General features: G+C 73.2%; 14 protein-coding genes. 13 read left to right on the top strand and 1 reads right to left on the bottom strand.

All coding sequences use genetic code 11. From position 1 onward, the window contains the following. The first annotated feature begins 6 nt into the window (after nt 1-6). From folE to PZ894_RS21680, 7 genes are all read left to right on the top strand, one after another. On the top strand, nt 7-621 hold the full coding sequence (gene folE, locus PZ894_RS21710) for a GTP cyclohydrolase I FolE (protein WP_275747994.1): 615 nt from the start codon (nt 7-9) through the stop codon (nt 619-621). A gap of 172 nt (nt 622-793) precedes the next feature. Further along, the gene (gene folP / locus PZ894_RS21705; protein ID WP_275747993.1) at nt 794-1,627 is read left to right on the top strand and encodes a dihydropteroate synthase; all 834 of its coding nucleotides are present in this window, start codon (nt 794-796) and stop codon (nt 1,625-1,627) included. Next, on the top strand, nt 1,624-1,989 hold the full coding sequence (folB, locus tag PZ894_RS21700; protein ID WP_275747992.1) for a dihydroneopterin aldolase: 366 nt from the start codon (nt 1,624-1,626) through the stop codon (nt 1,987-1,989). The genes folP and folB overlap by 4 nt, the downstream gene beginning before the upstream one ends. Continuing rightward, complete coding sequence (gene folK, locus PZ894_RS21695) at nt 1,986-2,555, top strand: 2-amino-4-hydroxy-6-hydroxymethyldihydropteridine diphosphokinase (protein WP_275747990.1); 570 nt, start codon at nt 1,986-1,988, stop codon at nt 2,553-2,555. Before folB ends, folK begins: the two co-directional genes overlap by 4 nt. A gap of 41 nt (nt 2,556-2,596) precedes the next feature. Then, nucleotides 2,597-3,085, top strand: a complete 489-nt coding sequence (locus PZ894_RS21690; protein WP_275747989.1) for a DUF3180 domain-containing protein — start codon at nt 2,597-2,599, stop codon at nt 3,083-3,085. 9 nt (nt 3,086-3,094) lie between these two features. Continuing rightward, entirely contained in the window at nt 3,095-3,742 is a 648-nt protein-coding gene (locus PZ894_RS21685; RefSeq protein ID WP_275747988.1) for a hypothetical protein, read from the top strand. 79 nt (nt 3,743-3,821) lie between these two features. Then, nucleotides 3,822-4,910, top strand: coding sequence for a GNAT family N-acetyltransferase (locus PZ894_RS21680; protein WP_275747987.1), 1,089 nt, complete (start codon nt 3,822-3,824; stop codon nt 4,908-4,910). Here PZ894_RS21680 and PZ894_RS21675 read toward each other — a convergent pair. Further along, nucleotides 4,907-5,908, bottom strand: a complete 1,002-nt coding sequence (locus PZ894_RS21675) for an ATP-binding cassette domain-containing protein (protein ID WP_275747985.1) — start codon at nt 5,906-5,908, stop codon at nt 4,907-4,909. The two genes, PZ894_RS21680 and PZ894_RS21675, sit on opposite strands and share 4 nt — an antisense overlap. Before the next feature lie 3 nt (nt 5,909-5,911). Between PZ894_RS21675 and PZ894_RS21670 the strand changes: the two genes are divergently transcribed. The 6 genes from PZ894_RS21670 to PZ894_RS21645 all read left to right on the top strand — a co-directional run bounded on the left by PZ894_RS21670 (nt 5,912) and on the right by PZ894_RS21645 (nt 15,865). Continuing rightward, on the top strand, nt 5,912-6,634 hold the full coding sequence (locus PZ894_RS21670) for an ABC transporter permease (RefSeq protein WP_275747984.1): 723 nt from the start codon (nt 5,912-5,914) through the stop codon (nt 6,632-6,634). Then, entirely contained in the window at nt 6,631-7,395 is a 765-nt protein-coding gene (locus PZ894_RS21665; RefSeq protein ID WP_275747983.1) for an ABC transporter permease, read from the top strand. Before PZ894_RS21670 ends, PZ894_RS21665 begins: the two co-directional genes overlap by 4 nt. A 62-nt stretch (nt 7,396-7,457) precedes the next feature. Then, nucleotides 7,458-8,414: an ABC transporter substrate-binding protein gene (locus tag PZ894_RS21660; RefSeq protein ID WP_275747982.1), complete on the top strand. Its 957-nt coding sequence runs from the start codon at nt 7,458-7,460 to the stop codon at nt 8,412-8,414. Nucleotides 8,415-8,416: 2 nt separating this feature from the next. Beyond that, nucleotides 8,417-11,257 (top strand): CDP-glycerol glycerophosphotransferase family protein, encoded by a 2,841-nt coding sequence (locus tag PZ894_RS21655; RefSeq protein ID WP_275747980.1) that lies wholly within the window; start codon nt 8,417-8,419, stop codon nt 11,255-11,257. Nucleotides 11,258-11,267: 10 nt separating this feature from the next. Continuing rightward, complete coding sequence (locus tag PZ894_RS21650; protein WP_275747978.1) at nt 11,268-14,834, top strand: CDP-glycerol glycerophosphotransferase family protein; 3,567 nt, start codon at nt 11,268-11,270, stop codon at nt 14,832-14,834. Then, complete coding sequence (locus PZ894_RS21645) at nt 14,831-15,865, top strand: sulfotransferase (protein ID WP_275747977.1); 1,035 nt, start codon at nt 14,831-14,833, stop codon at nt 15,863-15,865. Before PZ894_RS21650 ends, PZ894_RS21645 begins: the two co-directional genes overlap by 4 nt. Nucleotides 15,866-15,982: the final 117 nt, after the last annotated feature.

The raw sequence follows: 15,982 nt of genomic DNA, 5'->3' as shown, positions 1-15,982 counted from the left end.
CGACCGATGACCGACTCGATCCGCCCCGACGTGCGCCGTCCCGACGAGATCCCGCCGTTCGACCAGCCCCGCGCCGAGGCGGCCGTCCGCGAGCTGCTGGCCGCGATCGGCGAGGACCCCGACCGCGAGGGGCTGCGCGAGACGCCGGCCCGGGTGGCGCGGGCGTACGCCGAGCTCACGGCCGGGCTGCGGATGTCCCCGGAGGACGTGCTGACCACGACCTTCGACCTCGGCCACGACGAGATGGTCCTGGTGCGCGACATCGAGCTGTGGTCGATGTGCGAGCACCACCTGGTGCCCTTCACCGGCGTCGCCCACGTCGGCTACATCCCGGCGGTGAGCGGCAAGATCACGGGCCTGTCGAAGCTCGCCCGGCTGGTCGACCTCTACGCCAAGCGGCCGCAGGTGCAGGAGCGCCTGACGACCCAGGTCGCCGACGCCCTCATGGACATCCTCGAGGCCCGTGGCGTGATCGTCGTGATCGAGGCGGAGCACCTGTGCATGACCATGCGCGGGGTCAAGAAGGCCGGCGCCCGCACGATCACCTCGGCGGTGCGCGGCACGATGCTCTCCAACGCCACCACCCGCGCCGAGGCGATGGCGCTGATCCACCGCCGCTGAGCGTCCGCGGCCGCCCGGCGCGGGAACGCCTGGTGCGGGAATACCCGGTGCACCGGGTATTCCCGCGCTTCTCTCGCGTTGCAACACCCCAGAAGCGCGGGAAGTCCCCGAGAAGCGCGACTGGCGCCGGGCGCCGCACCAGCGGCGCGATCCCGCCGATAGTGTCGGGGGCATGCCGACGACCCCGCTGCTCATGGGCGTGGTCAACGTGACCCCGGACTCCTTCTCCGACGGCGGCCGGTGGCTCGAGCCGGACGCGGCGATCGCACACGGGCGCGAACTGGTCGCCGACGGCGCGGACATCCTCGACATCGGCGGCGAGTCGACGCGGCCGGGAGCGACGCGGCCCCTCGTCGAGGAGGAGCTCGGCCGGGTCGTCCCGGTGATCACCGCCCTCGCGGCCGACGGGACGACCGTCTCCGTCGACACGATGCGCGCCGAGGTCGCCGAGGCCGCGGTCGCCGCCGGGGCCACCGTGGTCAACGACGTCTCCGGCGGGCTCGCCGACCCCCGGATGCACGCGGTCGTGGCCCGATCGGGCGCGTCGTACGTCGCGATGCACTGGCGCGCGCACGCCGACCACATGCGCGACTTCGCCGTCTACGACGGTCCGGGCGGCGTCGTGGCCGCGGTCCGCGACGAGCTCGCCCGACGGGTCGAGACGATGCTGGCGGCCGGGATCGAGGCCGACCGGATCGTGCTCGACCCCGGGCTGGGGTTCGCCAAGCGCCAGGAGCACAACTGGGAGCTGCTGCGCGACCTGCAGCCGCTGCGCGACCTGGGATTCCCGCTCCTGGTGGGCGCGAGCCGCAAGTCCTTCCTCGGCAGGCTCCTCGGCGCGGCCGGGAGCCCGCGCGCGGTCGGCGAGCGGGAGCACGCCAACACCGCACTGACGGTGCTGCTCGCCCAGCAGGGCGTGTGGGGCCTGCGCGTCCACGACGTACGAGCCGCGAAGGACGCGCTGCGCGTCCTCGAGCGCCTGGCAGACGAGGGGGATCGCCCATGACGGACGAGCTGGCCGTGCTCGGGATCGAGTGCCACGGACACCACGGGGTGTTCGAGTTCGAGAGGCGCGAGGGGCAGGTGTTCGTGATCGACCTCGTGCTCGGCGTCGACACCGCCCCGGCGGCGGCGAGTGACGACTTGCGGGACACCGTCGACTACGGAAGTCTCGTGGCCTCGGTGAAAGGCGCCGTGGAGAAGGATCCGGTCGACCTGATCGAGACCCTTGCCCAGCGGATCGCGGACGTCTGCCTCTTGGACGACCGTGTTGAATGGGCTCGGGTGACGGTCCACAAGCCGGACGCACCCATCGACGCGACGTTCTCGGACGTCGCGCTGACGATCACCCGGAAGGGCTGCCCGTGACTGAGACTCCGAACCCGCACATCGTCGATGCCGACACGCTGACCGGGGAGATGCGACCGATCCGTCGGGCCGTGCTCGCCCTCGGGTCGAACCTCGGCGAGCGGATGGCCAGCCTCCAGGGCGCTGTCAACGCCATCGCGGACACCCCCGACGTGTGGGTCACCGGTGTCTCGCCGGTCTACGAGACCGACCCGGTCGACTGCCCGCCCGAGGCCAAGACCTACCTCAACGCGATCGTGCTGATCGACACGACCCTCGCCGCCACCCGGCTGATGGACCGCGCGCTCGCGATCGAGGACGCCTTCGACCGCGAGCGCAGCGAGACCAGGAACGCCCCGCGCACCCTCGACGTCGACCTCATCGTCGTCGGCGACCGCCGCAGCGACGACGAGTCGCTGCGGCTTCCGCACCCGCGCGCGCACGAGCGTGCCTTCGTGCTGCGGCCGTGGCTCGACGTCGACCCCGGCGCCGAGTTCCCCGACCGGGGCGCGGTCGCCGACCTCCTCGAGAGCACCGACCAGAGCAGCGTGAAGCTGCGCGACGACCTGGTCCTCGAGCTGCAGTGACGCGGCGGTGATCCTGCGGTGACGCTGCCGGTGACGCTGCGGTGAGCGACGCCCCCGGCGGACCGGAGGACCGCCCGGGTCGGCTCCGGCCGACCTCGGCCGGCGCGATCACGGCGTGGGGCGTCGCCGGGCTGGTCGGTGGCTGGCTGCTGCGCACGCTGGTGGTCCGCTGGGGCGGCACGCCGCCGATCGTCACCTGGGCCCAGCCGCTCGCGCTCGTGCTGGTGGCGACGATCCTCGGCGCCACGGCGTACCTCACCTGGCGGACCGTGCACGTCCACCACCAGCGGCTCGAGCCGCACCGGGCCGTCAACCGCCTCGTGCTCGCCCGCGCGTGCGCGCTCGTGGGCGCCCTGGTGGCCGGTGGCTACCTGGGGTACGCCGTGAGCTGGGTCGGCGTGGGCACCGAGCTGGCCGACCAGCGGGTGGTGCGCTCCGCGGTCGCGGGAGTCGCCGGCATCGCGATCGTCGTCACGGCGCTCCTCCTCGAGCGCGCGTGTCGCGTCCGTTCCGACGACGAAGAGCCCTAACGTGGTGGTATGGCTTCCCCCCAGGCTCGATCGGTCGACAGTGCTCCCGGAGCCGCGCGCTCCAGTCGGCGTCGTCAGCGCAGCACCCGGCTGACCGTCGCCGTGGTCCTGCTCGTGCTCGCCGCCGTCGTGGTGGCCGGTGCGATCGCCAGCGGCTCGTGGCTCCTCGTCTCCCTCGCCGCCGCGCTCGGCGTGCTGCTCGGAGCAGCCGCCACGCGGATCACCCACGCCGAGCTCGTCGCCACCCGGCGCGACGCCGCCCGGGACCGCGCCGAGCAGGCGCAGGCCTACCGCCGACTCACCGACGAGCGGGCCGCCGAGAGCGCGGCGTTCGTCGCCTCGATGGAGGAGCGCCTGCGCGGGCGGGAGAGCGCCGTCCACGAGCTCGAGGACGCCCTCACCGCCGCCCAGCAGCGCGCCGCCACCGCCACCCGCAAGCTCAACGCCGAGGCTCGCCGCGCCGAGGCCGCCGAGCGGCAGGGTCGCGAGGAGAGCGAGCGGATCGGCGCCCGTCTCGCCGAGGCCGAGGAGCGGGCGGCGGAGGCCGTCGTACGCGTCGCGGAGCTCGAGCAGGAGCTCGACGTCGTCCGCGCCGAGCTGGCCACCGTCACCGCGGCCTGGCGCGAGGCCGAGGCCGGGCAGCTGCGCCGCGCCTGAGTCCGACATCACGCCGACCCGCCCGAAAGTTTCGGGCGGGTCAGCGTCATTTCGGGGCGGGCAGGGCATGGTGACGATCGTGATCCCCGATCAGAACCGGTTCGAGAGTGACCCCGACGCGGCCCTGGGCGAGGTCCGGGGGTTGCCACCCGGCTGGTCCGTCGACGTCCCCGACGCCGCCGACCGCTTCGACGTCGCGCGGCTGACCCACCTGCTGCGCGCCCACGAGCGGCATGGCCGCGGCTGGGCCGGCGCCGGTGTCGACGACGTGCTGGTGGAGGTCTCCGAGCACGGCCTGAAGATGCGGGAGAACGTCGTCGTGCGCGACGCGGACCGGGACATCCGGGCCTGGGGCAGCGTCCACGACCGTTCGGTCGGCCGGATGCTCTTCGTCCACGTCGTGGGTCGCGACCTCCCGGACGCCGTCGCCGACCGGTGCTCGCAGCTGCTCGTCGAGTGGGCGCAGGCGCAGGCCCGCTCGGTCGGCGCCGCGCGCGGGCTGCCGACCCAGCAGATCGACACCGGCGCCTTCCAGGACGACGCGCGTCAGGCGCGCTGGCTGGGCGAGGCGGGCTTCGAGCGGGTCCGCACGTGGTGGCAGATGAGTCGGCCCGTCGCGCGCGAGGAGTCCGGTCTCGTGCCGGATCCCGACCGCTGGGAGGAGGGCGGTGTCGTCGTCCGGCTGGTGCGCCGCGACGGCGGCGGGATGCCCGACGAGGACGACCTGCGCGAGATGCACGAGGTGCTCGAGGGCGCGTTCGTCGACCACTTCAACTCGAGCGAGGAGACCTTCGAGGAGTTCCTGCACCGCCTGCGGGAGGACCCGGGTCACCGCTGGGACCACTGGTGGCTCGCCGAGCTCGTCGACGGCCCGCAGCCGCAGCCGGTCGGCGCCCTCGTGGGCACGGTCTCGGAGTCGCCGGACGGCCCGGACGGCTCCTACGTGTCGTACCTCGGCGTGCTCGCCGCCGCGCGCGGCCGCGGCGTCGCGAAGGGACTCCTGCGCACGATCATCGCCGACGCCGCGCAGCGCGGGCGCAACCGCGTCGGACTCGAGGTGGACGCCGACTCACCCACCGGCGCCGCGGGCCTCTACACGTCGATGGACTGGAAGACGAAGTACGCCACCGAGTCGTGGCACCTCGACGTGCCGGTCTCCGAAGGCTAGTCCATCTCCGCGAGCGCCGCGCGGAGCGCCCGGTGCACCCCGTTGGGGGTGAGGACGCCGACGAACTGCGCGCCGTCGCGGACCCCGACCATGCCCCGGTCGTCGCGCAGGAGCACGGCGAGAGCGTCGCCGAGCGAGACGTCCACGCCCACGGCGGAGCCGAGGTCGCCGGCCTTGACGCCGTCCAGCGACTCGACGTGCGCGGGGTCGAGGGGGGTCACGGCGAGGCGGCGCAGGCCCGAGGTGGAGCCGACGAACTCCGCGACGAAGTCGTCGGCCGGACGGCCGAGGAGCCGGGCCGGGGTGTCGAACTGGGCGAGCCGGCCGCCGGCCGCGAAGACCGCGACCCGGTCGCCGAGCCGCACGGCCTCGTCGATGTCGTGGGTGACGAACACGACCGTCACCCCGAGCTCGTCCTGCAGCCGCAGGAACTCGTCCTGCAGCCGCGTGCGGACCACCGGGTCGACGGCACCGAACGGCTCGTCCATCAGCAGCACCGGCGGGTTGGCCGCGAGCGCCCGGGCGACGCCGACCCGTTGCTGCTGACCGCCGGAGAGCTGGTGCGGATAGCGGTCGGCGTACGTCGCGGGGTCGAGCCCGACCAGCTCGAGCAGCTCCCGGGCGCGGTCCCGGGCGACCGACTTCGACTCGCCGTACAGCAGCGGGACCGTCATCACGTTGGCCAGGATCCGCTGGTGGGGGAACAGCCCGACCTGCTGGATCACGTAGCCGATGCTGCGCCGCAGCTGCACCGGATCCTTGCGCGTGACGTCCTCGCCGTCGATCTCGACGCGGCCCGTGCTCGGCTCGATGAGGCGGTTGATCATCTTCAGCGTCGTGGACTTCCCGCAGCCCGACGGGCCGACCAGGCACACCAGCTCACCACGGGCGACGTCGAGGTCGAGGTCGTGCACGGCGACGGTGCCGTCGTCGTAGGTCTTCCCGACTCGGGAGAGCCGGATCATGGGGTGGGCGCCTGACGAGGGGGTAGCGTCCATGCGGTGACCCTACTCGTGGCGGCGGTGTCGTCGGCGTCATCGGCCGCCGAGCCGAGCTGCTACAGCCGACTCACCAACGAGTGGTTCTGCCGGCAGTACCTCGAGGACTACCGCCAGGAGATCGTGGACGCGACGGTCCAGCACGTCCAGATCACAGTCCTCGCGGTCGTGCTGAGCGTGCTGGTCGCGTTCCCGCTCGCGCTGGTGGCCCGTCGGCTGCCGCGGCTCGAGACGACGATCCTCGCGGCCTCGACCGCGCTCTACACGATCCCGTCGCTGGCGCTGCTGCCCCTGCTGGTGCCCTTCACCGGGCTGACGATGACGACGGTCGTGATCGGCCTGGCGATCTACGCGCTCACGGTGCTGGTGCGCAGCATGCTCGAGGGGCTGCGCTCGGTGCCGACCGAGGTGCGGGCGTCCGCGACCGGGCTCGGGTACGGCGCGACGCGGCGCCTGCTGAAGGTCGAGCTGCCGCTGGCGCTGCCGGTGATGATGGGCGGTCTCCGGGTGGCGACGGTGTCGACGGTCGCGCTGACGACCATCGGGACGATCGTGTCGTTCGGCGGTCTCGGCAACATGATCAGCGACGGCGTGCTCACGAACTTCCGTGCGGAGCTGATGACCGCCTCGATCCTGTGCATCGTGCTGGCGGTCGTGCTCGACCTGCTGATCGTCGGGTCGCAGTGGCTGCTGACGCCGTGGACCCACCGAAGGGTGGCGACATGAGGGTCCTCTCCGACGCCTGGGACTACCTGACGACCGCCTCCAGCTGGACCGGTGACGGCGGGATGCTGGAGCTGATGGGGCAGCAGCTGCTGCTCACGCTCACCGCGCTGGTCGTCGCGACGGCGGTCGGCCTCCCGATCGCGCTCTGGCTCGGCCACCTCGGCCGCGGATCCTTGCTGGCCATCAACGTCTCGAACGTCGGGCGTGCCGTCCCGACGTTCGCCCTGCTCGCCCTGCTGGTGGTCGCCGACTGGCCCGGCACCCGCGAGCTCGGGCCGTACGGACGGGCCGGCCTGGCCACGATCATCGCGCTCACCCTCTTCGCGCTGCCCCCGATCATCACCAACGCCAACATCGCCGTACGCGAGGTCTCGCCCGCGGTGCGGCAGGCGGCCGACGGGATGGGCATGACCGGCGCCCAGAAGTTCTGGCGCGTCGAGCTCCCCCTCTCGGCCGGCCTCGTCCTGTCCGGCATCCGGCTCGCCCTCGTGCAGGTCTGGGCGACCGCCACGATCGCGGCCCTGGTGGCCGGGCCGGGGCTGGGTGAGGTCGTGATCGACGGCTTCCGGCGGACGAACTACGGCAAGGGCATCGCCGGCGCGATCGTGATCGCCCTCGTCGCGCTCGTGCTCGAGGGTGCCGCGGCGCTCGCCCAGCGCACGCTCGACCCGGTCCCGAAGACAACGGTTCGGAAACGGCGTCGAGGAATGTCGGAGCGGCTCCCTATCGTTGCCGAGGAGGCCGACGCCGTCGGCACGTGACGACCACGTCAAGCTCGACCGGACACGCGCGGGCGACCCGCGGGACACAGAAGGTGAAGCACATGAACGTTCGACGATCCCTGGCAGTGGTTCTCGCCGCCGGGTCCCTGCTCCTGGTCACGGCCTGCGCCGGTGACGACCTCGACGAGGCCAGCGACGACGAGAGCACCCCGGCCACCTCCGGCGCTGCCGACCAGGGGCCGGTCCACATCGCCGGGCAGAACTTCCCCGAGGCCGAGCTGGTGGCGGCGATGTACGAGGAGCTCCTGACCGGCGCGGGCTACCAGCCCGACGTCAAGCTGGTCGACGCCCGCGACGCCTACATGCCGACGTTCCCGGGCGATGTCGACGTCGTGCCCGAGTACGTCGGCGGCATCGTGAACTTCCTCAACGGCCGTGCCAACGGCGCCGACGCCGAGCCGTTCACCGCCGGCGACGGCTCCGAGCTGGCCGACCAGGGACAGGACCTGCTCGACGAGGCCGGCATCACGCTCCTGGACGTCTCGCCCGCGACCGACACCAACGCGTTCTTCGTGACGCAGGAGTACTCCGACTCCGAGGGCGTCGCCACGCTCTCCGACCTCGAGGGCAAGTCCGTCGTGCTGGCGGCCGCCCCGGACTGCAAGGGCCGCCTCGACTGCGAGGGCGGGCTGTCGGACGAGTACGGGATCGACATCACCAAGGTGCTGCCGCTCGGCTACGCGAGCGACCAGACCTACCAGTCGGTGATCGACGGCGAGTCCCAGCTCGGCGAGACCAGCACCACCGACGGCACGCTGGAGTCGCAGGGTCTGGTCGTGCTCGAGGACGACAAGCAGATCCAGCCGGCGCAGAACCTCGTGCCGGCGGTGAGCACCGAGTTCCTCGACGCCCACCCAGACGTGGCCGACGTGCTCAACCCGTTGATGGCCGCCCTCACCACCGAGAAGCTCACCGAGCTGAACGGCCGGATGGCCGTCGACCGTGAGAAGGCCGAGGACGTCGCCCACGACTTCCTCACCGAGGCCGGGCTGCTCTGACGTTGCGCGACACGGCCCGGGCGGCTGCGCGGCGGATCCTCCCGGGCCGGGTCCGCCGTGCGCTCCGCTCCGCGGCCCTCCCGTCGGTGGACGTGGTCGTCGTGGTCGAGCCCGCCGACCTGCCCCGGGTCGGCGAGGCGCTGCGCTCGGTCGCGGCCCAGGAGGACGCCGCGCCCGGCGTGCTCCGCGCACCCGTCGACGGGACCTGGCAGCAGGCGGTGAACGCCGCCGTCGCGACCTCGACAGCCGACCTCGTGCTGCTCCTGCGCGGATGCGACGTGCTCGCGCCCGACGCGGTCCGGCTCGCGGCCGAGCGGCTCGGCCGCAGCGGGCCACCGGCCGGTCTCGGCCGCCTCGAGCAGGCGGGGGAGCCGGACCCGTGGCTGCACCGTCTGCAGCGCGCCCCCGAGGCGCTCGAGCCGCGGCTGGCCGGCACCGCGATCCGGCGCGGGACGTGGACGGCGCTGTCGGAGCACGACGACTGGCTGTGCTCGCCGACGCTGGCGGGTCTCTTCGCCGAGCACGGGCCGCCCTTGCGGTGGGACCGGGCGGCCGTCACCTGGTACCCCGACCACGGCACCCGCGCCTACGGGGCGACGCCGAGTCCGCTGCCCGGGCTCGAGGGTCTGGTGGAGCGCTGGGCTCGCGTGGAGGGACGGCTCGGCGAGGACGCGTGGCTGACCGAGCGGTGGCGACGCACGGTCGTCGGGTTCGAGCTGCCGCGGCTGCTGCAGGACGCCGAACGCGCCGACGTGGAGCAATGGGCCGAGCTGCGGGCGCTGGCCGCGCAGGCCACCGCCGACCCCGGGTGGACCGACGGCGTCGGTGCCGCCGCTCGCGCCCTGGTCGCGCTGGCCGCGGCCGACCGGCGCGAGTCGCTGGAGGCCGTCGCGGCCGAGCTGCTCGGCCTGGGCGACGACCTGCGCACCGAGCGACGGGACTCCGACGTGCTCGCCGTCTGGCCGGTCGACGCGCTCCCCGACGAGGTGCGCCGGCTCGACGACACCGAGACGGCCGCCGTCGTCCACGTCGTCCGCACCGTGGCCGGCGGCACCGACCTGTGGCTCGGCGTGGGTGGCGTCGACCTCGGCGACCCCGAGACGACGGTCGAGGTGCGCGAGCGCGGCGGCGCTCCGCTCGGGGTGACGGTGGCCGCCGCCGGCGAGGCGGACCGGTGGTGGGACCGCCGCTTCCAGTCCGCCGTCGTCGTGCACGTCGACGCCATCGGCCCCGCCGCCCTGACGCTCTTCGTCCGGGTGGGCGAGCTGGAGCGCACCGTCGACGTCGACCTGCCCGCGCCCTCGGGGCCGCTCGCGAGCCCGCTGACCGTCGGCGGTCTCGACGTCGAGGACGACGACCTGGTGCTGACCGTCCGCGGGGCCGTCGACGATCTGCGGGTGCTGCGGCGCGACCTTCCGGTCGAGGTCCCGCAGCGCACGGACGGCGACCGGCTCCGCATCACGCTCGAGAGTGACGTGCTCAGGCGCGCGACCGCACTGCCGCCCGGCAGCTACCGAATCGTGGTGGGCGACGCCAACGTCGCCGTCGCCGACGGCCTGCGCGCCAGGCTCCCGGTCGAGCACCGCACCGGCCGCCATCGGCTGCGCGCCCACCTCGGCCCACGCGGCGGTCTCGTGCTCGAGCTCGGCGCACCGCTCGCCGACGACGAGGCCGGACGGCGCGCGCAGGAGCGGCTGCAGACGGCGTACCGCCGCGACGGCCGCCCGCTCGACCCCGGCCTCGTCTACTTCGAGAGCTACGCCGGCCGGACGGCGACCGACAGTCCGCTGGCGATCTTCGAGGAGCTGCGCGCGCGCCGCCCCGACCTGCGCCTCGTCTGGGGGATCTCCGACGCCGGCCAGTCGGCGCCTGACGGCGCGGAGTCGGTGCTGCTGCGCAGCCGGGAGTGGTACGCCGTGCTCCCACGCGCCCGGGCGCTCGTGCTCAACACCGACACCGAGGCGTGGTTCCGGCGGCGTCCGGGCCAGTACCTGCTCCAGACCTTCCACGGCTACCCCTCCAAGGCGATGGGTGCGAGCCAGTGGGAGGCGCAGGAGTACTCGCCGGCGCGGGTCCGGGAGCTCCGCGCCCGCGGCGTCGACACGTGGAGCACGATCCTGACGCCGACGCCGGACATGACGCACCACTACCGCGAGCAGTACGCCTACCGCGGCCCGGCCCTCGACCGGGGCTACCCCCGTGACGACGCGCTGGTCGCGCCGGCCGCGGCGGAGCGCCGGGCCGCCGCCCGCCGACTGCTCGGCATCCGCGACGACCAGACCGCGGTCCTCTACGCGCCGACCTGGCGCGAGCACCTCGCCTTCCGCCCCCGCGGCGCCGCGATGACCGAGCACCTCGACCTGGCGGCGGCGGCCGCCGCCCTCGGTGACCGCTTCGTGCTGCTGCTGCGCGGCCACCGCTTCCACGCACCAGTCCCTGTCGACGCCCCCGGTGCCCGGATCGTCGACGTCACGGCGTACCCCGAGGTCAACGACCTGATCCTGGCCGCCGACGCCAGCGTGCTCGACTACTCCTCGATGCGCTTCGACATCGCGCTCACCGGGCGGCCGATGGTCTTCCTGGTGCCGGACCTCGACGACTACGCGAGCGGCAGCCGGCGGTTCCTCTTCCCCTTCGAGGAGTCCGCGCCCGGTCCGCTCGTCGTCGACACGGCGGGCGTCGTGGAGCAGCTGCTCGACCCGGCGCTGGCCGAGCGCTGGGCCGGCCCGATCGCGGAGTTCAACGTCCGCTGGAACCCCTTCCAGGACGGCCGTGCGGCGGCCCGCGTGGTCGATGCCCTGGAGCAGGTCCTCGATGCGGGACCGGCTGGAGCCAGCCGTTAGGTTGGTCGCCGTGTCCCGCCTCGCCGCTCGTCGTCACCAGGTGGCCGTGCTCGGCCGCCGGGTCGCCCGGCGTGCCTCCCGCAGCAGCCTCGGCCGCCGCATCCGGCCGCCGCGGATCAGCGTGATCGTGCCGTTCTACAACGTCGAGAGCTACATCGCGGAGTGCCTCGACAGCATCGTCGCCCAGGACTTCACCGACTTCGAGGTCCTGCTCGTCGACGACGGCTCGCCCGACGGTTCGCGGGCCATCGCCGAGCAGTACGCCGCCCGCGACCCGCGGTTCCGCATCGTCACGCGCGAGAACGGCGGCCTCGGCGCGGCCCGCAACACCGGCGTACGCGCCGCTCGCGGCAAGTTCCTCACGTTCGTCGACTCCGACGACAGCCTCACGCCGTGGGCGCTCCGCCGGCTCCACGACACCGCCGTCCACACCGGCTCGGACATCGTCGTGGGTGCCGTGGACCGGTTCAACATCGCGAAGGACTGGTGGCCCACCTGGGTGCCCGAGGTCCACGACGACCTGCGCCAGCGGGTGACGATCGCGGAGTACCCCGCACTGCTGCGCAACCTCTACACGTGGAACAAGCTCTTCCGCCGCGACTTCTGGGACGACCAGGACCTGTGGTTCCGCGAGGGCGTCGCCTACGAGGACCAGCCGATCGTCACCCAGCTCCTCGCCCGCGCGCGGGCGATCGACGTGATCCCCGACCACGTCTACCGCTACCGCGCCCGCGACGACCTGAGCTCGATCAGCCAGCAGACCGCGAGCATCAAGGACCTCCGCGACCGGATCGCCGCGTGGCACGTCAGCCGCGACGTGCTGACCGAGGAGCTCTCGCCCGAGCTCTACGACCAGTGGCGGCTCACGCTCTTCCAGGTGCACTTCCACTGGTACCTGACCAGCGGCGGCACCGTCGACGACGACTACTGGGCCGAGCTGGTCGCCGCGATCCGCGAGCTCGCCGAGGGCACGCCCGACTGGGTGTGGGACCAGACCCTTCCCAACCGCCGCCTGCTCGTGGAGCTCGCGATCCAGGACCGCCGCGAGGACCTCCAGGAGCTGGTCCGCCGCAAGGTCCAGAACCTCCCGCCGTGGCCCTCGCGGCTGAGCGAGGAGGGCGTGCTCCTCGAGCTGCCGCTGCTCGGTGACCCCGAGCTCCCCGACGACCTCTTCGTGATCCACCCGGACCAGCTCCAGCTGTGGCACCACGTCGAGAACTTCCACTGGGAGACCGACCCCGACGGCGAGGTCGTCGCCCGGATCACCGGCCGCGCCTTCCTCGGCAAGGTCGACCTCGCCACCCACGAGCAGCGCGTCGCCGTCGTGCTCCGCGACGACCAGACCGGCGAGGAGCACGTCTGCTGGTCGACCGAGACGCCGGAGTCGTCGTTCGAGCCGCCCACCGAGGACGCCTGGTGCGACTACAACCCCGGCCTGTTCGGGGTGCGGGTGCCGATCGGCCGGCTCGCGGCCGCGGCCCGGCAGGGCTCGTCGTGGACGGTGCACCTGCGCGTCGAGGTCGGCGGCATGAGCGTGACCCGGCCCGTGCAGCGGATGCTCCGCAGCGGCGCAGCCGGGTTGGTGCCGGCGGTGCTGCTGCGCGGCGGAGGCCGGCTGCTCACGGAGTGGCAGGTCAACCGGGTGCTGCGGCTCACCGTGGACCGCACCGCCGCCGTGGTGCGCGACGTCGGGCTCGACGGACGGACGCTGCGCGGCACCGTCGTGGACACCACCGGCGTGGCCGCCATCGTGCTCAACGACGGCGGTGATCGCGCCGTCGCGCCGGTCGGCGCCGACGGCGCCTTCCAGGTCACGCTCCCCCGCACCGATGCCCCGAGGCCCGGCGCCGCCGTCGAGTGGCGACTGCTCGCCCAGCGCACGGGTGGGGGACGCACCGACGTCGTCCCGACCGACGACACCTACGCCTACCCGGCCGGCGTCGCCCTGGCGGTCGACGTACGCCGCGACTTCGCGCTGATCGTCCGCGAGTTCGGCGCCGCCGTCCGCGTCGACAGCGCCGAGCTGGGCGAGGACGGCGTGCTCCGCATCGTCGGCCGCGTCGTCGGCCGGCCGGCCACCCAGCTGCGGATCCGGGCGCGCAGCAAGCGCAGCCTCGCAGTCGGTGACTTCTTCCCGGTCACCGACGGCCGGTTCACCGCCGAGCTGGAGCTGCGGCACGAGGTCTACCGCTTCGGCAGGTGGCCGCTGCCGCTGGGCGACCACGACCTCTCCGCGGACCTGACCGTCGCGAAGGGCGACGTCGTGCGGGTGCCGATGCAGGTCTCGCGCAAGCTCAACGAGCAGCTCCCGGCGCCCGTGCGCACCAGCCAGATCGAGGGCCGCGTGGTGCGCGGCCCCGAGTCGAGGGTCCGGATCTCGATCCTGCGGCCGATCGGCGACGGGCGGGGCAACTACCGGCAGAACCGGCTGCGCTCGGCGCCGCGTCGTACCCAGCTCACCCGCGGGCTGCTGCTGCGCTCGTACTTCGGCGAGCTCGCCACCGACAACGGCCTCTCGATCCAGCGCGAGCTCCAGCGCCGCGGCTCCGACCTGCCCGTCTACTGGGCGGTCCACGACCACTCCGTCGTGGTGCCCGAGGGCGGCATCCCGGTCGTCGTGAACAGCCCGGAGTGGTACGAGCTGATGCAGTCGGCGAGCTACTACGTCGACAACATGTACCAGCCGGAGTGGCACCAGAAGCCCGAGGGCCAGGTGCTCGTGCAGACCTTCCACGGTTACCCGTTCAAGCAGATGGGCCACACCCACTGGCGCAACGTGCAGTTCTCGCAGGCGCGCATCGACTCCTACGACGAGCGCGCCCGGCAGTGGGACTACCTGATCTCGCCGGCCCGTTACGCGACGCCGCTGCTGCGGCGCGACTTCGCCTACGACGGGGAGGTCCTCGAGATCGGCTACCCCCGCAACGACGTGCTCCAGTCGCCGCTCGCCGAGCCGATCCGCGAGGCGACCCGTGCCGCGCTGGGCATCGAGCCGCACCAGAAGGCGGTGCTCTACGCGCCGACCTTCCGCGACTACCTGTCGGTCGACGACAACAGCGCGTGGTGGCCGGACTTCCTCGACTTCGAGCGGGCCGCGTCGGCGCTCGGCCCCGACTACGTGATCCTGATCCGCGGCCATGCCTTCAACGCCCGCACCGAGCACCGACTCGCGTCGCTGAGCGGGTGCATCGACGTCACCGACTACCCGGAGATCTCCGACCTCTACCTGGCCGCCGACGCCGCGGTCGTCGACTACTCGTCGCTGCGGTTCGACTTCGGCGTGACCGGCAAGCCGATGGTCTTCCAGGTGCCGGACCTCCAGCGCTACCAGGACACGCGCGGCTGGCTCTTCGACTTCGAGCCGTCCGCGCCGGGCCCGCTGGTCCCGACGACCGACGAGGTCATCGAGCAGCTGCGCGACCTCGACCGGCTGCGCGCCGAGCACGCCTCGGCGTACGAGAAGTTCCGCGCCGACTTCCTCGACCTCGAGGACGGTCGCGCGGGCGCCCGCTTCGTCGACGCCGTCATGGTCCCGCGGGGAGACGCGCCGCCGGATCCCGAGAAGGAGCACCGATGAAGCTGCTGATCCTCATCACCGGGACCGGCCGCAGCGGCACGAGCACGATGTCGGGCACGCTGCACCACCTCGGGCTGTTCGTGCCGGGGCCGCACCTGGGCGCCAACGAGTCCAACCCGAAGGGGTTCTTCGAATCGAAGTGGGCGGTGCGCTTCCACAAGGAGATCACCGACGCGGCGGGGATCCACGAGTTCGACAGCCGCCCGACGGCGTTCGGGCGCGCGCAGGACGCGATCACCGACGACCGGCGTCGCCGGCTGGTGGACTTCCTCGCCGAGCAGGCGGAGCAGAGCGACCAGGTCGTGGTGAAGGACCCGCGCACCGTGTGGACCCAGGAGCTGTGGCGCTCGGCCGCCGCGGAGGTCGGGCTCGAGCTGCGCTGCATCTCGATGCTGCGGCACCCCGCCGAGGTGGTCGGCAGCAGGTCGACCTACTACGCCAACCCCGACGACGAGGCCGCCCGACGGCGCTACGAGACGTTCAACGTCGCGCGCTGGGTCAACAACTCGATCGTCAACGAGCGAGAGACCCGGGCCCTGCCGCGGGCGTTCGTCCGCTACACCGACCTGCTCACCGACTGGCGGCCGGTGCTCGCCCGGCTCGGCGAGGACCTCGGGCTCCGGTACGACGTCGACGTGACCACCGACGCACCCAGCGCGGTCGACGACTTCATCGACCCCGACCTGCGCCGGCACCGGGTCACCTGGGACGACCTCGAGGTGCCTGCGGACCTGCAGGACGTCGCCCAGCGCATCTGGAGTCATCTGGACACACTCGCCGACGGCCACGGCGTCGACGCCGCGGCCTCGACCGACCTGGACGCGCTCTCCGACCGCTACGACCGGCTGCTCGCCGCCGCCACCGCGATCAGCCACGACGCGATCGAGGAGGTGCGCCGCGACGCCCGCGCCGCCGGTGCCCGCGACGCCCGCAAGGAGCCGCGCGCCGCGCGCCTGGTGGACGAGACCGGCAGCAAGGATCTGCTGAGGGTCGTCGTCGGCCGGGTGCGTTCCAGGCTGCGCAGGGGTTGAGGCGGCTGCGGGGCTGAGGCGGCTGCGGGGCTGAGGCGGCTGCGGGGCTGCGGTTTCATCAAGGGATGAGGTCGAAGCCGCACCTCCCTGCCTGAACTCACCGTGGGAAGCGCAGCT

This window comes from Nocardioides sp. YIM 152315, assembly GCF_029210375.1.
Lineage (GTDB): Bacteria > Actinomycetota > Actinomycetes > Propionibacteriales > Nocardioidaceae > Nocardioides.
Note: the sequence above shows the minus strand (reverse complement) of the source record. Positions and strands in the feature narration are given on the sequence as shown.